At 49.2% G+C, this 23,953-nt stretch carries 21 protein-coding genes and 2 riboswitches; of the genes, 1 reads left to right on the top strand and 20 read right to left on the bottom strand.

What is annotated here, in order from left to right:
• Position 1: 1 nt before the first annotated feature.
• The 19 genes from ADS79_RS06040 to ADS79_RS05945 form a co-directional block, all read right to left on the bottom strand.
• Positions 2–1,357 (bottom strand): tripartite tricarboxylate transporter permease, encoded by a 1,356-nt coding sequence (locus ADS79_RS06040; RefSeq protein WP_049737509.1) that lies wholly within the window; start codon positions 1,355–1,357, stop codon positions 2–4.
• A gap of 4 nt (positions 1,358–1,361) precedes the next feature.
• Positions 1,362–1,799, bottom strand: a complete 438-nt coding sequence (locus ADS79_RS06035) for a hypothetical protein (RefSeq protein ID WP_049737508.1) — start codon at positions 1,797–1,799, stop codon at positions 1,362–1,364.
• Positions 1,789–3,069, bottom strand: coding sequence for a hydroxymethylglutaryl-CoA reductase, degradative (locus tag ADS79_RS06030; RefSeq protein WP_049737507.1), 1,281 nt, complete (start codon positions 3,067–3,069; stop codon positions 1,789–1,791). Before ADS79_RS06030 ends, ADS79_RS06035 begins: the two co-directional genes overlap by 11 nt.
• A 334-nt stretch (positions 3,070–3,403) precedes the next feature.
• Positions 3,404–3,991: a helix-turn-helix domain-containing protein gene (locus ADS79_RS06025; RefSeq protein ID WP_236699900.1), complete on the bottom strand. Its 588-nt coding sequence runs from the start codon at positions 3,989–3,991 to the stop codon at positions 3,404–3,406.
• A 121-nt stretch (positions 3,992–4,112) separates the two neighbouring features.
• The gene (locus ADS79_RS06020; RefSeq protein ID WP_049737505.1) at positions 4,113–5,522 is read right to left on the bottom strand and encodes a purine-cytosine permease family protein; all 1,410 of its coding nucleotides are present in this window, start codon (positions 5,520–5,522) and stop codon (positions 4,113–4,115) included.
• Positions 5,523–5,598: 76 nt separating this feature from the next.
• Complete coding sequence (gene speB, locus ADS79_RS06015; protein WP_049737504.1) at positions 5,599–6,555, bottom strand: agmatinase; 957 nt, start codon at positions 6,553–6,555, stop codon at positions 5,599–5,601.
• Between the two features lie 226 nt (positions 6,556–6,781).
• A complete protein-coding gene (locus tag ADS79_RS06010) occupies positions 6,782–8,155 on the bottom strand; it encodes a sigma-54 interaction domain-containing protein (protein WP_049737503.1) in 1,374 nt (457 codons plus the stop codon).
• Between the two features lie 517 nt (positions 8,156–8,672).
• Positions 8,673–9,548, bottom strand: coding sequence for a formyltetrahydrofolate deformylase (gene purU, locus ADS79_RS06000; RefSeq protein WP_049737501.1), 876 nt, complete (start codon positions 9,546–9,548; stop codon positions 8,673–8,675).
• Positions 9,549–9,651: 103 nt separating this feature from the next.
• On the bottom strand, positions 9,652–10,530 hold the full coding sequence (gene lipA, locus ADS79_RS05995) for a lipoyl synthase (protein WP_049737500.1): 879 nt from the start codon (positions 10,528–10,530) through the stop codon (positions 9,652–9,654).
• Positions 10,511–12,031, bottom strand: a complete 1,521-nt coding sequence (gene gcvPB / locus ADS79_RS05990) for an aminomethyl-transferring glycine dehydrogenase subunit GcvPB (protein WP_084765654.1) — start codon at positions 12,029–12,031, stop codon at positions 10,511–10,513. The genes lipA and gcvPB overlap by 20 nt, the downstream gene beginning before the upstream one ends.
• The gene (gcvPA, locus tag ADS79_RS05985; protein ID WP_409362420.1) at positions 12,024–13,331 is read right to left on the bottom strand and encodes an aminomethyl-transferring glycine dehydrogenase subunit GcvPA; all 1,308 of its coding nucleotides are present in this window, start codon (positions 13,329–13,331) and stop codon (positions 12,024–12,026) included. Before gcvPA ends, gcvPB begins: the two co-directional genes overlap by 8 nt.
• Before the next feature lie 47 nt (positions 13,332–13,378).
• Positions 13,379–13,768: a glycine cleavage system protein GcvH gene (gene gcvH, locus ADS79_RS05980; RefSeq protein WP_049737498.1), complete on the bottom strand. Its 390-nt coding sequence runs from the start codon at positions 13,766–13,768 to the stop codon at positions 13,379–13,381.
• A gap of 57 nt (positions 13,769–13,825) precedes the next feature.
• Positions 13,826–14,935: a glycine cleavage system aminomethyltransferase GcvT gene (gene gcvT / locus ADS79_RS05975; protein WP_049737497.1), complete on the bottom strand. Its 1,110-nt coding sequence runs from the start codon at positions 14,933–14,935 to the stop codon at positions 13,826–13,828.
• A 22-nt stretch (positions 14,936–14,957) separates the two neighbouring features.
• On the bottom strand, positions 14,958–15,830 hold the full coding sequence (sdaAA, locus tag ADS79_RS05970; RefSeq protein ID WP_049737496.1) for an L-serine ammonia-lyase, iron-sulfur-dependent, subunit alpha: 873 nt from the start codon (positions 15,828–15,830) through the stop codon (positions 14,958–14,960).
• Positions 15,831–16,349 (bottom strand): serine dehydratase beta chain, encoded by a 519-nt coding sequence (locus ADS79_RS05965; RefSeq protein ID WP_049737495.1) that lies wholly within the window; start codon positions 16,347–16,349, stop codon positions 15,831–15,833.
• A 15-nt stretch (positions 16,350–16,364) separates the two neighbouring features.
• Entirely contained in the window at positions 16,365–17,615 is a 1,251-nt protein-coding gene (gene glyA / locus ADS79_RS05960) for a serine hydroxymethyltransferase (protein WP_049737494.1), read from the bottom strand.
• A 207-nt stretch (positions 17,616–17,822) separates the two neighbouring features.
• A riboswitch (glycine riboswitch) is annotated at positions 17,823–17,926 on the bottom strand.
• 51 nt (positions 17,927–17,977) lie between these two features.
• Complete coding sequence (lpdA, locus tag ADS79_RS05955; protein ID WP_049737493.1) at positions 17,978–19,393, bottom strand: dihydrolipoyl dehydrogenase; 1,416 nt, start codon at positions 19,391–19,393, stop codon at positions 17,978–17,980.
• Between the two features lie 43 nt (positions 19,394–19,436).
• The gene (locus ADS79_RS05950; RefSeq protein ID WP_049737492.1) at positions 19,437–19,775 is read right to left on the bottom strand and encodes an iron-sulfur cluster biosynthesis family protein; all 339 of its coding nucleotides are present in this window, start codon (positions 19,773–19,775) and stop codon (positions 19,437–19,439) included.
• Positions 19,776–19,945: 170 nt separating this feature from the next.
• Positions 19,946–20,051, bottom strand: a riboswitch (glycine riboswitch).
• Positions 20,052–20,215: 164 nt separating this feature from the next.
• On the bottom strand, positions 20,216–21,040 hold the full coding sequence (locus tag ADS79_RS05945) for an alpha/beta fold hydrolase (RefSeq protein ID WP_049737491.1): 825 nt from the start codon (positions 21,038–21,040) through the stop codon (positions 20,216–20,218).
• Between the two features lie 111 nt (positions 21,041–21,151).
• On the opposite strand from ADS79_RS05945, the gene ADS79_RS05940 reads away from it, so the two are divergent.
• Positions 21,152–22,099 (top strand): helix-turn-helix transcriptional regulator, encoded by a 948-nt coding sequence (locus tag ADS79_RS05940; protein ID WP_049737490.1) that lies wholly within the window; start codon positions 21,152–21,154, stop codon positions 22,097–22,099.
• Positions 22,100–22,143: 44 nt separating this feature from the next.
• On the opposite strand, the gene ADS79_RS05935 is transcribed toward ADS79_RS05940, so the two are convergent.
• Positions 22,144–23,949, bottom strand: a complete 1,806-nt coding sequence (locus ADS79_RS05935; protein ID WP_049737489.1) for a helix-turn-helix transcriptional regulator — start codon at positions 23,947–23,949, stop codon at positions 22,144–22,146.
• Positions 23,950–23,953: the final 4 nt, after the last annotated feature.

Genomic DNA, 23,953 nt, shown 5'->3' with positions numbered 1-23,953 from the left:
ATCACGCTCCCAAGAGTTTAGTCATCATGTACGTGGAGCCGTAAAAAATCATGAATTGCACACCAGAACTCACACCGAGTACGCGGTTCAACAATCCGCCGACAGTTGCCATCGTCAGTGTCAGCATGATTCCCACCAGCCCTGCCTCGTGAAAAGCAAGTAGACACGCAAGACCGATAAACATTCCGACAATCGCTTCCTGGCTGATATGCTTCATAACAAACACAGTCGCCGTACGCGCGTAGTTCATCGCAAACGGATAAGCAATGATCGAAGCGATGACCAGACCGATCAGACCATAAAGGAAAAACTCCCATGGTGTCAGCATATTGTGCAGGTTGTTAACTGGATCACTCGTAAATACTGGCGGTGCGTTAAACAACGGAGAAGCAGGTCCGAGTGCAACCGGGCTGAGCGGAATCCCGAATGCCAAAAGCGGAATGATCGCTTCTGCAATATACGTGGACTCTGTTACCCCATTCATCGCCGCCAAACTGGAGGTCGACTTTTTGTAAACGCCTTTGTTTCGCGAGCCGACAATCTCCCCCATCAGCGAGGTCATTCCCACTGGGCTAAAAGCAAAGGTAAGCGAAGACACAAAAGAAGTTGCAGCAGTATGAGCCGTCTGTCTGCCAGTCAATACCTTAAACGGATTCGGGAAAAACCCTTTCCAGCTCTTGACCTCTGGTGCCAGATGATACTCTTTTGGTGCTGTGCGTACGAGTGATTTTCTCGCACTCGACGACAGGGACACGAGGATATCGGAAAACATCGGACCGATCGCGATCCCTAGGAAAAAGCTGATGCTCAAATGCTTCTCTACAACACTGAAGCTGAATGTATCGATGCTTTTAATGAAGAAGGCAAACGGGATAATCATCAGGACGCTAACCCATTTCCCTTTGGAAAAATAGGCAATGAGAATCGCAGCAAGGGTAAAGATCAAGCCGGAAGCCGATTTGAAGAAGTCTGCGAACTGTCCAAGAAACTGTCCGAACAATACAGCGGTTGGCAGCGCGATGAACGCACCGATCAATCCACCAGACAGCATTTTGCGCAGCGCCACGTGAGGAACACCGAGTCTGCGCAGTGCAGATGCATGGTCAATCAGCGGAACAGCTGTCGTATCTCCCGGTACCCCCATGAGGGCGGTCGGGATGGCATGCGTCAAATGTTTGGATAAGACAGCTGCCATGAAGAAGGAAAAGACTGCTTCCGGTGGTGCCCCAAGCAAAATGACGAGCAAAGTAAACGGAACAATGATAGCGGTTTCATCAGTACCCGAAACTAAACCGATCAAGGTAAAGATCAGCGCACCTGCTAAGGCAAACAAAATCGAAATCATTAATACGCTCATAGGCTTATCGCTCCCCGCTTCGCTTGAATGTTTCCAAAATCCCCAGTTCTTCCATCTCTTTTTTCGTCACGGGGTCGTTCTTGATCAGCTCGTACTCGGACTTGGCATCCGCTTGCAAATCTCGCAAAATCTCTTCCAAGCCCTCAGAGGAAGTCTCTTCCTCCACCAGGATGCGACTTGGCTTAAACAGCTTGGAGCAAATAACGAGGGCCATTACACTCCCGCCGATACCAAGCAGCAGCGAGTAAGAGGAGACCATTTTTGCCTCAGCGATCTGGGGAAAAATGCTTTTCCCCAGAAAGTAGCCACCGATACTGGCGATGACGCTGATGATAACCGCCAGGAGAATACGTGCTGGCACAACCGTATCTCCCAAAATCTCAATGTACTCTTGCTTGGACGTGTTTACTTTCGTTTCTTTCACGACCGCTTCAGTTTTCATTCGCAACCCCCGCCTGCAATTGTTTTGTCAGCTCCAAAATGCGATCGTACCGAACGTCTTTGACCAAGATCGCCTGCTTCACTACTTCATCAATCTGGTCGTCCTTTGCACCTGCCATTACTGCAAGATTGCGCGCATGCAAAGCCATGTGACCTTTTTGAATTCCTTCGGCAGCGAGTGCGCGCATCGCAGCCAGATTTTGCGCAAGGCCAACTGCTGCAATCGTTCCTGCCAGCTCCTCGGCGTTTTGAATATCCATCACCTTGAGTGCCGTACGTGCTGTCGGATGGGATTTAGTTGCGCCCCCGACGATTCCGACCGCCATCGGCAATTCGATGGTTCCAACAAGATTTCCGTCCTGGTTGATTTCCCAGCGGGTCAAAGAACGGTAGCGTCCAGATACAGACGCATAGGCATGTGCTCCCGATTCAACCGCACGCGTATCGTTTCCAGTTGCCAGCACGACAGCCGATATTCCGTTCATGATGCCCTTGTTATGTGTTGTCGCACGATAGGGGTCACATTCCGCAAACTCGTAAGCGCGGATAATGTTACGAACAACCTCAGCACCGCCCAATTCCTCTGCGGCGAAAACGGCTCTGGCACGTACGAGACGACGGTCAGCCAGATTCGAGATGATTCGGAGAACGACCTGTCCTGACGTTACTTCCTCTATGTAAGGCGCCACCGCTTCAGCCATGGTGTTTACGGCATTTGCCCCCATCGCGTCTCGAGTGTCGACCAGCAGATGGACCACCAGCATCGGTTCTTTTGCACGTTCGATGACGTGAACCTCTACATCGATGGCTCCCCCGCCAAGCGACACAAGCGTAGGATCTTTGGCATTACAGCGATCGAGAATTCCCTGCTTGTTTTCGTAGATGCGAGCCATCGCTCCATACGGGTCTGGCAAGCCAACGACCTGAATTTGTCCACGCATGATCGACCCGCTCAGTGAGGTAAAAAATCCGCCCAACTCATAAGCTGTCCGTGCAGCATTGCTCGCTGCCGCTACGACAGATGCTTCTTCTGTCGCCATTGTAACAAAGCGGTCGACTCCATTAATCTTGAAGTTTGTGGCAATTCCCAAAGGGATCGACATAACGCCAACCGCATTTTCAATCATGGCGTTTGCACTTTTGAGCGGAAAAGGTGTAGCTCCGGAAAGAATTTGCTTTTCTTCCTCGCTCAGTTGTTTGCTGCTTGCAATCAAATTCAGGCGCTCCTCTGGAGATATTTTGTAAAATCCGGATACGCGACTTGTACTCATTGTGCATTCTCCTACTCTATGATGATTTTTAGCTCGTTCTATCCATCTTGCCTGCCTAATCGAGCGCTCGATTTGTAAAACGCTTTCATAAAAGATAACAATGCCACTCAATTTTGTTTCTTTTTATTCAACTTTGTTGAATGACCATATACTACTACATGTTGCATTGCTCTGTAAATGGGGATGATTCAAAATTTTCACGAGATCGGGTTTGAAGAGGTGATACCAAATATAGCTGAGGGAAGGACTATTTACCGTACCTGCCAATGAAGAGGTACGGTAAACATCGCATGAGACGTGATCATCGAGGGTCGTTCTGCTAGAAAAGGTCAGGTTAGGTGGACGGCTGAATGAATACACTCAGTACCTTGGCTTCCTGATCGCCATGGGGGAGAAAAATGTGCGGCTTGCTGCCTGAAAAATAAGCGGTGTCCCCTTCTTCGAGGATATGCTTGTCCCCATCGTAATACAAAACGATGGCTCCACTTACGATATAAATAAACTCTTCTTCCGGATGAGTGAACGGCTCTGTTGTATCAATATCCAACGGAACGGTAACAAGCACAGGCTCGATTTTGCTGAACCGCGAGCGATTTGCGAGTGTTTCGTACAAATAGCCCATTTCCTTGCTGCCGATTTTGGAGGTGCGTTTGTTTTGAGGGGACAGAACCAGATGCTCCTCGCGATTTTCTTCGAGAAACCACGCCAGTGGCGTCTTCAGGTGATCGGCAATTTTTGATAGTGTCGCAACAGCTGAAGCGGTTTGGCCGTTTTCTATTTTAGAAAGCAGACTCTTGGTGAACCCACAACGGTCAGCGAGATCTTGTTGTGTAAAGCCCTGACTAAGTCTTGCTTTTCTGATTCGTTTCCCAATTTCTGATAGATCGATGACAACCATCCCCTTCTTCCGTTGTTCACTCATTGATTATACCGACTCATGATTGATCGATCAACAAAGTTGAACAAAATTCAATTTATCCAATACATCCGTAAATAAAAAGAAAGCCTCCCTTTAAAAATGGAGGCGATTCGTTTCAATTTTTTTATTTTGCAACAATATTTTCCAGAACTGTTTCGGTTGTCATTTCGGAAACACTTTGCTGCTTTTCCTGCTCTCTTTGGATCTTACGCTTCATCGGATAGTAATAGAGCACAGATGGAACGATAAGCCCCAGAATCCAAGCGATATCTGCTCCATCCAGCGCCTCGGCGACTGGTCCTACATAGAACGAGGTGTTGATAAAGGGGATCTCGACGATGACCGATACAATATACGCGATCGCCGTAATCCAGTTAACCGCACCGTACTTCCCATTGCGATCAAAAATGTCTTTTACACTGTACTCTCCTCTGCGCAGCAGATAGTAATCCACCAGATTGATCGCAGTCCACGGAATCAAGAAGTAGCTGATAAACAAGATGAAGTTGACGAACAACTTGAGGAAATTGCCTTGTCCACCGATCTCGATTGCCGTACCGAGCACCGTTACGAGAAGCATGAGGACGAAACGCACTTTGGGCGTAATACGCAATTTCATAAAAGGCTCAATCGTCGTTGTCAGGGACATGAAGGCACCGTAGAGATTAAACACGTTGATGGATAGCTGTCCGGCTACCAGAACGAGATACATAAACAGAGAGAACACTCCGAACATCTTGGCAAAATTCGCACCTGCCTGATCGAGATAGCCAGGAATGGCAACTGTTAAAATGACCCCGAGCCCCATCATCCACATCGTACCGGAAACAGAACCTGCGTACGTGTACCAGAATGTTTTCGCCACAGAGGTTTTGACCGGCAAATAGCGGGAATAATCAGCGACATAAGGCGCAAAGGATAATTGCCACGTAGCAACGACTGCGACGGAAAGCATGAAAGCAGAGAGATTGAGGCTGCCAGGAGACCAGCTTCCGGCTGGCAAAGGCAATTGAAAGACCATGTAGGTGGCAATCATGAAAACGATGAAGAACAGCCATGATAAATACTTCTGCATTTTATGGATAATGTCATGACCATATAACGTAATCAGGAACGTAACACCGTTCATCAAAATGATGCTCCACGTAAGATCCAGATTGAATGCACTGGCCAAGGTTTGTGCGCCGAACAAGCCACTACTCGCAAAAAATCCGAGGTACATAAAAATCACGATCAAAAGCGGAATAATCGCGCCGATGACACCAAACTGCGCACGGCTCTGGATCATTTGCGGTATTCCCAGCTTGGGCCCTTGCGCCGAGTGTGAAGCCATGAATAATGCACCTAGTAAATTCCCGACGATAATGGCGACGATACTCCAGAACAGATTCAAGCCAAAGCTGATACAAAGTGCACCCGTGACCAGCGTCGTGATATGCATTTGTGCGCCAAACCAGACCGGAAACAAGTCTTTTGCCTTGCCGTGCCGCTCATCTACAGGAACAAACTCAATACTCCTCGTCTCTACCTTCATGCTAGCTCCCCCCATCATTTGTTGTAGTGGAAGGCAGAAGGTGATTCTGCCTCCCAACACCTAGTCGCTTTCCTGACTACTTTCTTTCTCTCTCTTTTAATATAAAGCTGACAAAATCGAGAATGATCCGCGCGCCCACTTGGCTCGTAATACCCGTCGTATCATACGGCGGCGAGACTTCCGTCAAATCAAAGCCGATGACCTGTCCGCGCTTCGCAATTCCCTCCAGCATCTCATTCACCTCGTCGTAGCTGAGCCCTCCTGGTGATGGTGTGCCTGTGCCAGGTGCGATGGAAGGATCAAGCCCATCAATATCAATCGTGACAAAATAGCGTTCTCCAGCAGGGATTTGCTCCAGTACAGCGTCCAAGCCAGCTTTTCGCATTTGTCGAGGAGACATGATTACGCTTCCATAATCCTTGGCAGCATCAATGTCCTCTTTTTTACTGCTGCTGATTCCACGAATTCCAAATTGGAAAATCTGCTTTACGTGGTCCATTTCGGACAGACGACGAATGCAACTGCCATGTCCAAAACGTTGACCAGAGCGATGATCCGCCCAATCCATATGCGCATCGATCTGAATCACATGAAAAGGTCCAACCGAATCGAGGGCTTTACCGACAGGAATCGTAATCGAGTGATCACCACCCAAAACGATGGGCATCGCTCCCTTTTCAACAATTTTCCGGATCGCTTCTTCTGTATTTTCGAAAGATTGGAACAAATCTCCATGCACCATATCCACGTCGCCACAATCCACAATCCGCCAGTCAGGTCCGAGATACATTTCGTCACGCTCGATGTCATAGGCACCATCCAGGCCAAAGCTGTACAGCGTCGAGCCTTCACGCAAGCCTCTCGGACCCATTCTGGCACCGGACTTCCATTGAGCACCCATATCGTATGGGACACCGATGATCGCGACATCTGCATCCAGTTGGTCCAAATCTGTGCAAATCGGGTATTTCCCAAATGAACAGATTCCTGTGTACGGCAAATTCAATACTTGTTTTTCGCTTTTATCAACCATTGTTACTCCTCCTTATTTTGGCTTTCCCTTTTTTCGGTCACATGCTCCTATCTAAAAACTCGTGAGGCTCTCTCTTCGACTATCCCCTTTCGTTTTGCACTTGCCTCTCTATATAGCAATTCCGATGCCAAACGGATGGAGGATATTGAAGGAAATTGTCGATTCCCGCCGTTGTAAGGGTTTTCAAGCCAATTATTAAAAAGGAGGGGGTTATTCACCCTTATTCCTAGTCATTTTTGACTAGCTCCTGACTCAGGTACTTTCTGATTTTTCGGTTCGCCGTTGACTGGCTAATCCCTAATTTTTCTGCGAGCTTTACGCTGCTCGGGTATTTTCTGTACATGCGCAGGATGAAGTCCTTTTCCAGCATCTCCATATACCCATCCAGTGTCAGCTCCTGCTCGTGATCCCCCTGCTGCTGTTTTTGCCCTGTCATCTCTTCATCCCACTCGATGAGCTGATCATTGGCGGTAATGATCGTTTTTTCAATAAAATGCCGCAGCTCTCTCACATTCCCCGGCCAATCCTGCTGGCCGAGCCATGTCACCATCGCGGTCGAAAACTGCTTGTTCATTTTGTACTTCTGATTGATTTCGTCCGTGAGATCGTAAATGAGTGACACCATCTCCTCGCGTCTTTCCCTGATTGGAGGGATCTCGATCTTAATGACATTGATCCGGTAGTACAAGTCCTCACGAAATGTCTTCTCTGCAATCCTGCGTTCCAAATTCTGATTTGTCGCACAAATAATGCGGCATTTTAACTCGATCTTCTGATTGCCACCCACGCGCGTAATCGTTTGATTTTGCAGCACGGACAACAGCTTCACCTGCAAATGCAGCGGCAGCTCGGCAATCTCGTCCAAGAAGATGGTTCCCCCTTCAGCCGCCTCGAAATAGCCTTTTCTCCCGCCTTTTTTCGCTCCTGTAAACGCTCCGTCCTCATAGCCAAACAGCTCGGATTCCATCAGAGTCTCCGGAATAGCTCCACAGTTGACCTCGATAAACGGGTTTTCTCTTCTTTTGGACATCTCATGGATCGTCTGTGCCAGATGGTTTTTCCCGACTCCTGACTCACCGACAAGTAAAACGGTCACATCGAGCCCCGCCACTTTGGAAACGACATCGTAGACCTTTTCCATTTTCCCTGATCGCACGTACGAACTTGGTGAGTTTCTCTGCTTTCTTTGTTCCAGCTCCTTTTGGTAGTAGTGCATCGTTTTGGCTACCTGGTCGTCGCGCTTTTTCAAGTATTCCAGCTCAGTAATGTCTCTGGAAAAGCTGACGGCACCCACGAATTCACCCTGTTCATCAAAAATCGGATAAGCAGAAGCGACATTTTTTCTTCCCGTTTGGGTGTCCTGTATGACCGTTTCTTTATTTCTCGTTTTCAGTACCAATGCGGTTACAGATGGAGCGAATATGCCTCTGGCTTCGAGGTCATAGACATTTTGCTTGACCATTTCCTCTGCGGGGATGCCGAACATTTCCTTACAGGTAGGGCTGACAAAGATGACATTTCCTTTTGTATCAATTACAAAGATCTCGTCAAACGAGTTTTGAATGATATGTTGGAGAAAAACATCATGCTTGATTTCCATTGCTTGCACCACCTAGTCATTAATGATTATAGAATAGTCAAAAAAGACTAACTTGCCTAGAGGGGGAGGGGGAACTGAGGGCGATTGCTTGCTGACGTCGTGCTATTGTGGGGGCGAGGAAAAAGGAGAAAAGGCTCCAGATTCTTGGAACACTTGCTAGGTGGTCATCCCTGTCCGGCTGCATAAGAAAACCTCTATCGAGGCTTCCCCAAGGAGGAGCGACCGCGTTTTGCGGAAAGTTTCCATGCGCTGCAGAATTCATAAGCGTCACGCTTATAAATTCTTTTACGTAGAAAAAAAGCGAAACCGCGTCCAAAAGTCGCCCTTTCAGGATGCCTCGCAGAGGTGGACGCTTAAAACGTGTTTCGCTTTTTTTCCTTCCGCCTGGGCGGTGTTCCAAAGATCTTCGCTCTTCTCCTTTTTCCTCGGACTAGCTGTACTCGTCCTCGTGTTTTTTAAACGAGAACATCGGAAGCGCGTCTGGGTGATTCATGGATGTGAATACGTACGAAACCCCTTACGCGAATACGATTGTTTTATTGCCGTAGACGATGACTTTGTCTTCTACGTGCCAGGAGATGGCTTGGGCAAGAACGTTGCGTTCGACGTGGCGTCCTGCTACTTTCAGGTCGGTTTCGTTTTGGCGATGGTTGACGCGGATGACGTCTTGCTCGATGATTGGTCCTTCGTCGAGATCGTTTGTGACGTAGTGTGCAGTGGCACCGATCAGCTTTACACCGCGAGTGAAGGCACGCTGGTATGGATTAGCCCCGATAAAGGCGGGCAGGAAGGAGTGGTGGATGTTGATGATTTGGTTTGGATACTTCGCTATAAAGCGTGGGGAAAGAATCTGCATGTATCTCGCCAGCACGATGAAGTCTACTTTATCCTGCAAAAGCGCAAGAGCTGCACGCTCTGATTCTTCCTTGCTCTGCGAGGACATCGGGATATGGTAAAAAGGAATACCGTACGCCTCTACCGTTTCCTTGGCGTCTGGGTGATTGCTGATGACCATCGGGATATCCACGAGAATTTCTTTGGATTTCCAGCGCCATAACAGCTCGACGAGGCAATGGTCCATCTTTGATACAAAAATAGCCATGCGCTTGATCTGACTTTCCTTGCTGAGGCGCCATTCCATCGGGTATTCCTCGGCCATGGCAGACAGGTCCTGCGCAAGCTTCGGATAGGCTTCAGGAAGCGTGTCCAAATCAAATTGAATCCGCATGAAAAACATGCCGTCGCGTGAATCTGTCGTATGCTGATCGAATTGAACGATGTTCGCTTTGTAGCTGAAAAGCAGGTTGGATACGGCGGAGATGATGCCCAGACGCTCCGGGCAAGAAATTAAGAGTACAGCTCTGTTTCCGTTTTTCGTCATGTTGCGATCCATACTGATTCCTCCGTTTTTTCAATTCCACGTACAAACAGGAAGCTCCCGTTGCCTGTTAAACAAGCACGGGAGATCTTCTTTTTGCTGCGCAATGAATATCGTTTTACTTGGCCATGGTTGCTTTCTCTACTTGTTCATGAGCGTGATAAGAGCTGCGGACAAGCGGGCCTGATTCTACGTGATCATAGCCCATCTCGAGGCCGATTTCCTTTATCTCGCGGAACTCTTCTGGCGTGTAGTACTTCATGACAGGCAGATGTTTTTTGGTTGGCTGCAAATACTGACCGACCGTGAGAATATTGCACGCTACTGCTCGCAAGTCGCGCATCGTTTGTACAATCTCTTCGATCGTCTCGCCAAGCCCGAGCATGATGCTCGACTTGGTCATTTGCCCTTCGCGAAGCTTCTTGGCATTTTCCAAGAGTGTCAGAGAGCGCTGATATTTCGCTCTCGCCCGTACGCGATCGGACAGACGTTCTACCGTCTCGATATTGTGGTTCAAAATATCCGGCTTCGCTGCCAATACGACCGCTAGTGATTCCTCGGAGCCGTTAAAATCAGGGATCAGCACTTCAACTCCGGTAATTGGGTTACGCGTGCGAATGGCACGAATCGTTTCCGCAAAAATCGCTGCTCCGCCATCCTGCAAGTCATCACGCGCCACGGAGGTCACGACCACATGCTTTAATCCCATTTGCGCTGTTGCCTTCGCTACCTTTTCCGGCTCTTCCCTGTCCAGCTCGGTAGGCAAGCCTGTATTCACGGCACAAAAACGGCATGCCCGCGTGCAAATGCTTCCCAGAATCATAAACGTCGCTGTTCGATTGCTCCAGCACTCATAAATATTGGGGCACTTGGCCTCTTCGCATACGGTGTGCAGCTCGCTGCCACGCATGATCGCCTTTAGCTCTTTCATCTGGTCGTTTGTGTTTAGCTTTATTTTTAACCAATCAGGCTTGCGCTCAGACGTTGACACCCTCATTTACGTTACTCCCCTCCTCTTGAAGCGCAGCTTGCTCTTGAAGAGTCTTACGATAACGCAGGATCGGTTTACGTGCTGCTGTTACTTCATCCAGACGGGAGACGACCGTAGTGTGAGGTGCTTCCTGAACAATTGCAGGATTTTCCTCTACTTCCTTGGCAATTTCGATCAACACATCAATAAATTTATCCATAGTCTCTTTGGACTCTGTCTCTGTCGGCTCAATCATCATGCATTCATCAACAATGAGCGGGAAGTAAATGGTCGGCGGATGATAGCCGAAATCAAGCAAACGCTTGGCAATATCGAGCGTGCGCACACCCAGTTTCTTTTGACGGCGACCAGACAAGACAAATTCATGCTTGCAGACGCGGTCATAAGCAAGATCGTAGTGAGGCGCCAGCTTACGCATCATGTAGTTGGCGTTGAGCACTGCCTCTTCGGAAACACGTCGCAATCCTACTGGACCGTTCGCGCGGATGTAGACAAACGTACGCAGCAAAATACCAAAGTTGCCGTAGTATGCCTTCACACGCCCGATGGATTGTGGAATATCGTAGTCCAGGCGATACGTCTCGCCATCCTTTACTACTTTTGGACGAGGCAAGAACGGCACCAGTTCCTTCTTGCAGCCAATCGGACCCGCACCAGGACCGCCGCCGCCATGTGGCCCCGTGAACGTTTTATGCATGTTCAAGTGAACCACGTCAAAGCCCATGTCGCCCGGACGTGTAATCCCCAGGATCGCATTTGTATTCGCTCCATCGTAGTAGAGCATCCCGCCTGCTTCGTGAACGATTTTGGCGATTTCTACGATGTTTTCTTCAAACAGACCGAGCGTGCTTGGGTTCGTCAGCATAAGGGCAGCTGTGTTTGGTCCTACTGCCTTACGCAGCTCATCGAGGTTTACGTTTCCTTGCTCGTCAGACGAAATCGTGACGGTATCCAAACCAGCTACGGCTACACTCGCAGGGTTGGTTCCGTGCGCAGTATCCGGTACGATAACCTGTTTCCGATTCTCGCCACGGCTCTCATGGTAAGCGCGAATCATCATCAAAGCGGTCCACTCGCCTTGAGCACCTGCCGCAGGCTGCAGGCTCACTTCATCCATGCCGGTAATTTCACATAGCTCAGTCTGTAAATCATAAAGCACCTGCAGAGCGCCTTGCAGCGTATCTTCTGCCTGGTATGGATGGATTTTGGCGAAGCCCGCATAGCGTGCCACATCTTCGTTAATTTTCGGATTGTATTTCATCGTGCAAGATCCGAGTGGATAAAAGGTAGTATCAATCCCGATGTTGCGATTGGACAGCTCCGTATAGTGACGCATCAGGTCCAGCTCGGATACCTCTGGCAGTTCAGCCGGTGTTTGACGCAGGTACTCGGCAGGGAACACAGAATCGAGCGCAACCTCTGGAACATCGCATTCAGATAAGCTGTACGCTACGCGACCTTTTTTGCTCATTTCAAAAATAAGTTCTTTCTCCTTGTTGTTACCCACGGCCGATTTCCTCCAATCCTTGGACAAGTGCATCAATTTCTTCTTTTGTACGCGCTTCTGTCACAGCCAGCAGCATATGGCCCGCAAGTTCAGGATAGTCGCGTCCCAAATCGTAACCACCGACGATTTTGCGCTTGAGTAGCTCGCGGTTTACTTCTGCCACAGCTTTTGGAGCCTTTACAACGAATTCATTGAATACAGGATTGTGATAAACCAAGCTGTAGTCAGCTAGCTTGGCGATTTCACGAATCGCATATTGTGTTTTTTGTACGTTCAACCGTGCCATTTCCTGTACGCCTGTTTTGCCCAATGCAGACATGGCGACAGAGGCAGCGAGTGCATTTAATGCTTGGTTGGAGCAAATGTTGGACGTCGCTTTTTCCCGGCGGATATGCTGCTCACGCGCTTGTAGGGTAAGAACGAAGCCTCTTTTGCCTTCCTGGTCTGTCGTTTGTCCTACGATTCGTCCAGGAATTTTGCGCATCAGCTTTTCTTTCACCGCGAAATATCCGCAGGATGGTCCGCCTAGCTGCATTTGAATACCCAATGGCTGCACCTCGCCCACAACGATATCTGCGTTGTACGCTCCCGGTGGCTGAAGAACGCCCAGCGCCAATGGATTGGAGCTGACGACAAACAAACCCTTTTGTTTATGGGCAATCTTTTCGATCGAAGCCAAATCCTCAATCGCACCGAAGAAGTTCGGGTATTGAACCATTATCGCTGCGGTATTCTCATTGACGGCACTCTCCAGAGCCGCCAAATCAGTCACGCCGCCTTTACAGTCAACCTCAATGACCTCATAGCCCTGACCTTTTGCATTGACAAGTAAAATCTCACGTGCTTCCGGATGAACAGCTTTGGATACAACCACGTTTTTCCCGGATGCGCCGCCAACTGCCAGGTTCGCTGCCTCAGCAAAAGCAGTAGCCCCGTCATACATGGAGGAGTTGGCTACCTCCATTCCAGACAGCTCACAAATCATCGTCTGGAACTCAAAAATCGCTTGCAGCTCTCCCTGGCTGATCTCCGGCTGATATGGTGTATAGGCTGTATAAAACTCGGAGCGCGAAATCACATGGTTGACCGTGCTTGGAATGTAATGATCATAGATGCCTGCTCCGAGGAAATAGGCATACTCACTGGCGTCTACATTCTTTCTGGCTAGCTTGGTGAAATGCCGAACAGTATCCGGCTCCGATAAAGCTGCAGGAATTTGCAAGCTTCCTTTGAACCGCACGCTTTCAGGAATATCTGCAAAAAGCTCTTCGACGCTCTCGATTCCAAGAAAGGAGAGCATTTCAGCTTTGTCTTCTGGGGTAGTAGGCAGGTAGCGATAATTCACCTTTATTCCTCCTCAACGAATGCCGCGTATTGTTGGGCAGTAAGCAGCCCCTTAAGCTCATCTGGATTGGAAAGCTCAATCACGATCATCCAGCCCTGACCATATGCATCGGAGTTGATGACTTCTGGACTGTCCTCGAGCTCTGCATTTACTTCTACGACTTTCCCACTTACTGGAGAAAACAGGTCGGATACAGCTTTTACGGATTCAACCGTTCCCATCGTCTCATCTGCGGTTACTTCGTCTCCTACTTGCGGAATTTCTACGAAAACGAGATCGCCTAACTGGTTTTGGGCAAAATCTGTAATCCCTACACGTACGCGATTTTCTCCCAATACTTCTACCCACTCGTGTTCCTTACTGTACAGCCAGTTCTCTACTACTTTACTCATGATTTGTTCTCCTCCAATGTATCTGCTAGTGGTTGATTTGTTTTTGCAAGTCTTGCTTTATCGTTTATAAAATGGGGCTTTTACCGTAACGGCTTCGATTCTTTTGCCGCGAATTTCGACGGTGAGGGCTGTTCCGAGCAACGCATAATCTGCTTTGATCAGAGCCAGACCCAAATTTTTCTTCAAGGTAGGCGATTGAGTTCCCGAAGTGACATAGCCGATCGCTTCGTCTGTTTCCGCGGCATCTGCCGAATAGACCGGATAGCCGTTGCGCGGGATTCCGCGTCCGATCAGCTCAATTCCGACAACCTTGCGGGATACGCCCTCTTCTTTTTGCTTCTGCAGCGCTTCTTTGCCAATAAAGTCTGCTTCCTTTTGTAGCTTCACAGCAAAGCCGATTCCTGCTTCGAGCGGGCTGATGTCCGGGCCAAGCTCCTGTCCATACAACGGGAGTCTGGCTTCAAAGCGCAGCGTGTCTCTCGCACCTAATCCGCACGGAACGACGCCATCTGCTTTTCCTTCCTCAAGAATTTTTTCCCACAGGGCTGGCGCTTCCGCTGCATCCAGATACAGCTCAAAACCGTCTTCACCGGTGTAGCCAGTACGCGACACCAATGCTTTGATGCCTGCTACCTCTACATCGTCCTTGAAGGTGAAATAGGCAATCTCGGACAGGTCTGTTGCGGTCATTCGTTGCAGCACTTTTTCTGCGACCGGTCCTTGCAGGGCTAGCTGCGCTGTTTTGCTGCTAACATTTTCGATGGTCACATCGCCGGTGGCATGGGACAAAATCCAGTCCACGTCCTTGTCGATGTTGGATGCGTTGATGACGAGAAGATACTTTTGCTCTCCCTGCTTGTAAACGAGTAAATCATCTACGGTGCCACCGTTCGGGTAGCACAGTGCAGCGTATACCGCCTGATTGATTTGCAAATTCGAAATGTCATTTGTAATCAAATATTGGACACACGCGGTTGCGTCTGGTCCTTCTATCGTTACTTCCCCCATGTGGGATACATCGAACAAGCCAGCTTGCGTCCGCACGGCATGATGTTCGTCGATAATGCTGCTAAATTGAACAGGCAGCTCCCAGCCGCCAAAATCGATAACCTTGGCGCCATAATCGGCGTAGAGCGGGAACAAAGGCGTTCTTTTTAAAGCTTCCATCCTGGTTTTCTCCCCTAATCATTTATTTCATGATACGTTCTTTAATCGCTGCTCCAGTCGGTGTTACGGCAAGACCGCCAAGTGCTGTCTCCCGCAGTGCCCGCGGCATTTTTCTGCCGATGTCATACATTGCACCGATCACTTCATCGCATGGCACCTGACTTTCGATGCCCGCCAGTGCAATATCCGCTGCGGAAAATGCGATGGACGATCCGATGACGTTTCGCTTGATGCAAGGCACTTCCACCAGTCCCGCTACCGGATCGCACACCAGACCCAGCATGGATTTAAGCGCAATCGCCGCAGCATTTATCGCTTGCCGAGGCGTGCCTTGCTTGAGCTCCACGATGGCAGCAGCAGCCATTGCAGTCGCTGAACCTACTTCTGCCTGACAGCCTCCCGCTGCACCTGAGATAAAGGAACGGTTGGCAATTACATATCCGATTGCGCTCGCCGTAAACAATCCCATAACCAGATGCTCGAACGTAAACTTCTGGTTTTCATGAAGCGAGAACAGGCAGCCTGGCAAAATTCCTGCTGAGCCAGCCGTCGGAGTCGCTACAATAATCCCCATCCTTGCATTCATTTCAGAAGTGGCAAAAGCGAACTTCATCGCATCGGCGACAAGATTGCCCGTGAGCTGTTCGCCTTTTTCCAGATAGCGCTCCATCTTGTAGGCGTCTCCACCAGAAATCCCACTCGGAGCAAGGCTTTGGTCTATGACCCCCTGATCGATTGCTTCCTTCATTTTGACCAGGCGCAGCTTCATTTTTTCGCTGATCTCCTGTTCGGACTGTCCCGACTTGCTGCTTTCGCGCGCAAGCATCGCCTCGGCAATGCTCCTATTGCTGCTTTCGCAAACCTCTTGCAGCTCTATCATTGATGTGAAGTTCATTTACAATCCCCCTACGTACGCCGCACAGCGTGGTTTCTCCGCATACCGCGCTCTGATCTCAGCCAGGTCATAATCAGCATTCAAGGGGATATCGACCGTGTATCCATTGATATGAAAGATTTTGGAGATACCGCCCCCGATTGAGACTCCGCCGATAACCACCGATTCATTTTCTTTTCGCGCTGTGATGAGAGCGGTATTGGGATGATCGTAATAAGGGCACTCCCCTTCACATACAAACGTAAATGCTACACTGCGCTCTGCTGCGATCTCAATGGCATCCCTGATTCGCTTGTCATCGGTGTCCATACCGAGCAAGCCGCCAATGACTGCTTTATCCGTTCCGTGCCCTTTGTAGGTCTCCGAGAATGAATCGTAGAAAATGATTTGAACTGCTTCCGGTTCTCCTCTGAGAAAGTCATAGACAAACTTTCCGATCGATACCACTCCCGCCGTATGAGAGCTGGACGGACCTACCATGATCGGACCGATAATATCAAAGCAGCTATTGTATATCATTGCTGTGCCTCCTACCTACTGGACTGCGATCTTTTCGTACAATGGATAAGCCTCGCAAAGCTTGCCGATTTGCTCACGCACCTGATCGTTGACAGCAGCGTTGCCTTTTGCCTTCAATACGGTAGCAATCGCACGTCCAATCACTTGCATTTCCTGTTCTCTCATGCCGCGTGTAGTAACTGCTGCCGTACCGATACGTACTCCGCTCGTCACAAAAGGACTGGCTGTTTCGTACGGAATCGTGTTTTTGTTGACCGTGATTCCTGCTTCCTCCAAGAGAGCCTCTGCTTCCTTGCCCGTTAATCCCCATGGGCGTACATCCAAAAGCACGAGATGATTGTCTGTTCCGCCAGACACCAATGTAGCGCCTTCTTGGAGCAGGGTAGCAGCCAGCGTGGAAGCATTTTTGACAACATGCTCTGCATAGGTTTTAAAGCTCGGCTGCAGTGCCTCTTTAAAGGAAACTGCCTTTGCTGCGATCACATGCATCAGCGGACCGCCCTGGATACCGGGGAAAATCGCCTTGTTGATGCCTTTGAAAATTTCCTCGTCGTTGGTCAAAATGATGCCGCCACGTGGACCACGCAATGTTTTGTGCGTCGTGCTCGTCACCACATCCGCGTAGGGAACAGGAGATGGATGCAAGCCTGCCGCTACGAGACCGGCGATATGTGCCATATCTACCATGAACTTGGCTCCGATTTTGTCAGCGATTTCTTTGAATTTGGCGAAATCAATCTGGCGCGGATAGGCGCTTGCCCCAGCGATGATCAGCTTTGGACGCTCGCGCAGCGCTGTCGCTTCTACCTCGTCATAATCGATCAGATGATTGTCTTCTCTCACGCCGTAAGCGACCACGTTGAACCATTTCCCCGACAGGCTAACCGGACTTCCGTGGGTCAAATGCCCTCCATGGGAAAGATTCATGCCCATAATCGTATCGCCAGGCTGGAGCAGGGAGAAAAAGACCGCTGTATTCGCCTGTGCGCCAGAGTGGGGCTGAACATTTGCGTATTTGGCGCCAAACAAGGTGCAGATGCGATCAATGGCGAGCTGCTCAACCACGTCTACATGCTCGCAGCCACCGTAGTATCGTTTGCCCGGGTAGCCCTCTGCGTATTTATTGGTCAGTACCGAGCCCATCGCTTGCATGACCTCTTCGCTGACAAAGTTTTCTGATGCGATCAGCTCCAACGTCCGATGCTGCCGCTTGTTTTCATTTTCAATGGCCGAAAAAATTTCAAAGTCATGATCCCGCAAACCCATGAAAGCTCCTCCTATTTGCTACCTTTCCTCGTGCTCTGCCTAACAAGAAAAAAAGAACGAAGGAAAGATAGATTAACGTGTAATCTACCTTTCCTCTGTCCTTTTTACCTGAGAGTTTAGCTTTGGCGCTCGTTCCTGTGTACATGACAGCAGGCAGTTGCCGAAGCGTTCCCCTTGGGTGGCTTTTTCAAGCGCTCTCCAGAGGTGCGTCCAATTGTAGTACTCTTTACCTGAGAGATTAATCCCAAGGGTTTTTGGGACTTGCTCCTTCGGTGCCAGTTAAATCATCTGGTCTCTCCTACAATCATCATCCGCCATATGAAATTTTGTCATTTCCTGAGAAAAACAACTGCTCGGAATATCTATCGGCTCAGCTGATGAATTCCTTGCCCAAGTGCTCCTTCTGCCGCTTCCATGATGATTTCACCCAAGCTTGGATGCGCATGGATCGTATGTGCAATGTCTTGCAGCTTGTGACCTTTTTCAATCGCCAGACCAATTTCCCCGATCAGGTTGGATGCTTCTGGTCCAACGATTTGTCCGCCCAGGATTGCACCCGTGGCGCTGTCTCCAATGATTTTTACAAATCCGTCTCCCGCATTCAGGGATAGTGCACGCCCATTTGCAGCATACGGGAATTTCCCGATCGAAACCGTATATCCCTGGTTTTTGGCTTCTGTCTCATTCAGACCGACACTTGCGATCTCCGGGTCTGAGAAGACGACAGCGGGTATCGTTTTATAGCTGACGGAGCTGTTCAGACCTGCAATGACTTCTGCTGCGATTTTGCCTTCGTAGGATGCCTTATGCGCCAGGGCCAGACCCTCTACAATATCGCCAATCGCATAAATGCTCTGGACACTTGTTTTGCACTGCTGGTCGACCTGGATAAAACCGCGCTCGGTCAGCTTCATATTTACAGTTTCAAGCCCGAGCTGATCAATATTTGGACGTCTGCCTACGGTAATCAGCAAATATTCTGATGATACCTGATGCAGCTCGCCTTTCACTTCATACGTGATCGTGACCTCACCCACTGTTTGCTGCGCCTCTTTGGCGATCGCTCCCGTCTGCACCTCTACACCCAGCTTTTTCAGCTTTCGTCCAACGAAACGGGACATTTCTTTCTCAAACCCGGGCAAAATCGAGTCCGATCCTTCCAGTATCGTGACTTTGGCACCGAGTTTGGCATACGTTTGCCCCAGCTCGATTCCGATATAGCCTCCACCGATCACAACCAGGCTTTTCGGAATTTCAGGGAGCGTAAGCGCTTCCGTAGAGGAAAGGATGCGCCCCTCATACGGGAAAGCTTTTAGCTCAATCGGTCTGGAGCCAGTAGCGAGGATACAATGTGCAAAGCGGTAAAGACTCGTTTCCTCTCCGTTTGTCACTTGCACCAGATCATCTCCCACGAGCTTCGCTTCGCCCTGGATTCGCTGGACCTTGTTTCCTTTGAGCAGCGACTTGACGCCGCCCGTTAGTTTATCGATCACACTTTGCTTCCATTCCTGCACTTTGGCAAAGTCGACACTGACTCCCGCTACCTGCAACCCGATCTCCCGGGAATGAGTAGTCGCTTCGTACTGATGGGCTACCGAAATGAGCGCCTTGGAAGGAATGCAGCCTTTGTTCAAACAAACACCGCCGACCACCGCTTCTTTTTCCACAATCGCTACTTGCTTGCCTAATTGAGCCGCTCGAATCGCTGCGACATATCCCCCTGGTCCAGAGCCAATGACCAGGACATCAAGCTGCTCCACTACTCCGTTCTCTGCCATGGTTTTCCCCCACTTTTTCTCTCTATTTGCACGCTTAGTTCGATCAGCTTGTGCGAATACGCAGCCGATCTGAAAACAATTCCTCTGGGCTCGACAGCGTAAAGCCTTGGTCCGGATTGTAGTCAATCGTCAATACCTCACCCAGATTGCGCTTCGTCAAAAGATCGATGCAGAACGGAATTTTGTTCTGATAGACCAGCGTATCGTTTTTTCTCAACTCATCAACCGCCAGCTGGACGGAAAAAGCACATCCACAATCTCCCGACATCACTACGTCTATCCGCAGAGCAGTGTCCTTTGGAAAGCTGAGCTTGCTGAGTTCACTGTGAGCAGCATCCTTCACCGATAGCTCCATGTTCTCGTTCCCTGCCTCCTTTCCCATCCCGCCATCCTCCGCTTAAACCCTTTTTGCGAACACCAAAAAAGGACAGGGGAAAGATAGAGTGACGATACTCTACCTTTCCTCTGTCCTTTTTACCTGAGAGTTTAACTTCGTCCAACTAGCCCGAAGTATTCCCCTTGGGTGGCTTTTTCAAGCGCTCTCCAGAGGTGCGTCCAATTGTAGTATCTGGTACCTGAGAGATTGATCCCAAGGGTTTTATGGGACTTGCTCCTTCGGTGCTAAACCGGTTTGTTTAGTCTCTCCTACAATCATCATCCGCCGCTATTCAATTGATGGATAACTTTTCATTAAGTAAATCACAGGAATGATATCGGTGTCAATTCTGAAAAAAAATATTATTCATGCAATTCTTCTTCAGTTGATTGCGAATAGGGAAAAGGTGGCTTGCTCCCTTCTCCCTTTGTTTGTTGTATTGTATTTTACCTCGCAACCTGTTCATCTAGAAACGTTTTTACTACCTGATAAAAACCGTCAGGATCATCAGAATGGACCCCGTGACCGCATTGCTCAAAGGTTTCCAGCTTTGTGTTTGGTCTTCGCGATACCATCTGCTCTGCCTGGTTTGCGTCTAGGATAAAGCTTTTTTTGCCATGAATCAGCAAGATTGGGCATGTAGAGGAAAGCCATTCTTCCCACCAGCTACCATTGATGTTTTGCTGCGAGCTGTTCATTCCTTTTAAATCAGTACGAAATCCCCATCCTTTTTCATCCTCAAATACACTTTCAGAAAAATAATCGATGGCACGCACACCTGCACGCTCTAGCGATTCCCTCAATTCTTTTAGCGAAGCAGAACGCTCGGGGAGCTGCTCCACGAAAGATAAATCAGCGGAAATGTCTGCACCGACGTCCTCCACAATAACGGCTTTGACCAATTCAGAGTGGCGCGCAGCAAACTGATACGCATTGACTCCACCCAAGGAATGTCCCACAACAGTCACAGATCGTCCGCCTAGCTCCGTACGAACCAGGTTCAGGATGTCATTGACGTAGCTGTCTCTTGTGTAATCCTTTTGCGGCGGATGCTCGCTCCAGCCATGGCCCCGTTGATCCAAACCAATCACTCGCCAATCTTTTTGGAATGCCTCGGCGAATGCGGAAAAGGTGCGTGCATCATTCATATGTCCGTGCAGCAGGAGTAGCACATTTGTACTCTCTCCCCCATAATCGAGGTAAGACAGCTTGATATCACCCGATTGAAAGTATTTTCTTGTAGCCAAATGATTGTCCGTGGAATGAGACATGTCATTTCCTCCTTTTTCTTTTGAATCGTAAATGACTTGCTTTCCCCTTCACTCTAACAGACAATAGTGACAGATCATGTCATAATTAAAAACGGGAGTACAGTAAAATCCATGTCTAAATCCAAAAGACTACTGGAATTAATGCTGACCGTCAATCGCAAACGGAAATTCACCGCCGGCGAGCTTGCCTACGAGTTTGGCGTATCCACGCGAACGATCCTGCGAGATTTGCAAGAGCTGAGCGAGCTTGGCGTGCCTCTATATTCGGAAGTCGGTCCACATGGTGGCTACCAGGTGCTCAAGGAGAGAATCTTGCCGCCCATCGCTTTCTCTGAAGAAGAAGCCGTTGCCATCTTTTTTGCCATTCATGCCCTACGCCACTATTCCTCGCTGCCTTTTTCGGCTGAGGCTTCTTCTGCATTGAAAAAGTTTACTCAGTTCATGTCACAGGACATCCGAGATCGGATTGAGCAAATGAAGAACCGTGTCGATTTCATTACCCCGACCAGACAAGCCAGCTCACCGTATTTATCCGTCCTCCTCGAAGCCGCGATCCAGCAAAGGGTGCTGTGTATCGATTACGAATCCACAGAGAAACGGGCTGATCGTCTTATACAGCCGATTGGCATTTATACAAGAAACGGCCTTTGGTATTGCCGCGCTTATTGCTTCCAAAACGATGACATTCGCGTATTCCGCTGTGATCGTATCCATTCTGCTGTCCCATCCGACACAAAACCGAGGGATCTATGGCATATGCACCTCGATAACAGCCCCAGTCATCCGATCGAAGAGCAGGAGCAACTTGCACTGTTGGCAGAGCTGACCAAAACAGGCGTGCAGGCATGCGAGGCTGAGCCAGGTCTAGCAGCCCAGCTCCATATTCGCAAGGATGGGACCGGCTGGCTCGAAGGAAGCATAGCGAAGCGAGACCTGTTGTTTTTTGCCAAGTTCTTCATTGGTGCCGGAAAAGATGCGACGGTGAAGCACCCCCCAGAGCTTTTAGACTGTATGAAAAGCTATTTGTCAGAGCTTTCCTCTCACTATTCGTTTTCATGAACAAAGAGAAAAAGCCAGGGCTCACTCTCCCTGGCTTTCATTCGCTACAGCAATCCTTCCTCTTGCGCTTTTTGTATCGCATCATCCCGATTCCGCACACCGAGCTTGTCATACAGAGCTGACGCATAATTGCGCACTGTCCCGTCTGACAAATACAGCTTGGAGGCGATTGTTTTATAGCGCATTCCTTTGGACAGCATCTGCAATATTTCCTGCTCCCGCTTCGTTAAACCATAATGATTCTTGTCTTTTTCGCTTGTATTCGGTACAACGTGCAGCTCTTCCTGTTCGTTCACTGGTGCATCCAGCATTTTATGAAACAGGTCCTGCGCAATCATCGTACCGCCACGATGAACGAGGCGAATCGTTTCCGCAAGCTCGCGCGATTCAATCGATTTCAAGAGATAGCCGTCTGCGCCACTGCGCATGATTTCCTTGGCTTTTTCGGTATCCTGAAACGTAGACAGGACGAGGACACGAATACCGGGCCATTTTTCCTTCATCCGTTTTGTCGCAGTGATCCCGTCCATATTCGGCATCTCGAGGTCCATCAGCACGAGGTTTGGCTCCAGTTCCTCGCACAGCTCCAGAGCCTGCGCCCCATCCTCGGCCATCCCAACTACCTGCAAATCCCGCTGTCCCTCGAGTATGGTGCGCAGGCTTTCCCGAATGAACGAGTGGTCATCAACGATTAACAACCGAATCGTTTCATCGACGCTCTCCACCAGCCTCGGCACGAAGCAGGTAACGAGCGTCCCTTCTCCCCGCTCTGAGTAAATGGATACTCTTCCTTGCAAATGAGCGGCCCTCTCCTTCATCGCCGTGATCCCGAAGCCGTCCTTCCAGTTTTCTACCCCGTGACCGTTATCCTGTACTTCCAATCTCGTTTGTTGCGGCTCAAAATGCAAGGAAACGACGATATCCGTCGCTTGACCGTGGCGTACCGCGTTCGTCATAGATTCCTGCAAGCAGCGAAACATGGTCATTTTCACCTGCTTCGCGACAGGATATTCGTCCCCAATCGCACGAAAACGCACATTCACGTTTGCATGTGTCTGAAACTCCTCCGCAACCTGCCTCAACGTATGGACCAAAGGAAGCGTCTCTTGTGGGGACTCCATCTGATGCAAATACCCTCTCACTTCCTCCATGCTTTTTCGAGCGAGCTGCAAGAGAGATTCGAGCTTTTGCTCCCCTTCCTGCGTAGCCACATCCGGCCGCAAGGTTTCCAGACCCATGATGATCGAGGTATACGAATGCCCCATCGTGTCATGCAGATCCTTGGAAAGCCGATTTCGCTCCTCCAGCAGCGTTACTCTCTCGATTTGGGTGAGGTACTGCTCCAGCACACTGTTTTGCTTGCGAATAATTTCATTTTGCCGGTGATTGACGATGAGTAAATGAAAAGCAAACCCCATCAAATAAGCGATTCCGACTTGTGAAATAATCTGTATCGCCTCAATCCCATGTGAAAAAAGCACAATCAGCATGGGTAAAAGGATAATCGTAATGGGAGCCGACCAGCGATACGATTTCTCCGCACTGTTTGCAGCAATCATAAAAGCTGGCATCAAAAAAGTAAGATTAGCCTCTGGAAACAAGGACGTGAGATACAGACAAACGCCGCCAAACAAGAGCATTTCTGTGATCAGGTAGTAACGATAACTGAGCAATAAACAAATCCACGGCACAGAAAAGGCCATAATTTCCCATAACAAGACAATCCATAGGGGCAGTGTGAGATGATCTCCCACTTCTACTATCTTAACAGTGAGTGAAAAGCAAGTGATCAGACGTAGAAAAAGTAGCACCCAGTCATACCAGACCCATTGTTTCACAATATCAAGCAAACCA

The sequence above is a fragment of the Brevibacillus reuszeri genome, from assembly GCF_001187725.1.
GTDB lineage: Bacteria > Bacillota > Bacilli > Brevibacillales > Brevibacillaceae > Brevibacillus > Brevibacillus reuszeri.
The sequence above is the reverse complement of the archived record's forward strand: the minus strand, read 5'-3'. Positions and strand labels throughout refer to the sequence as shown.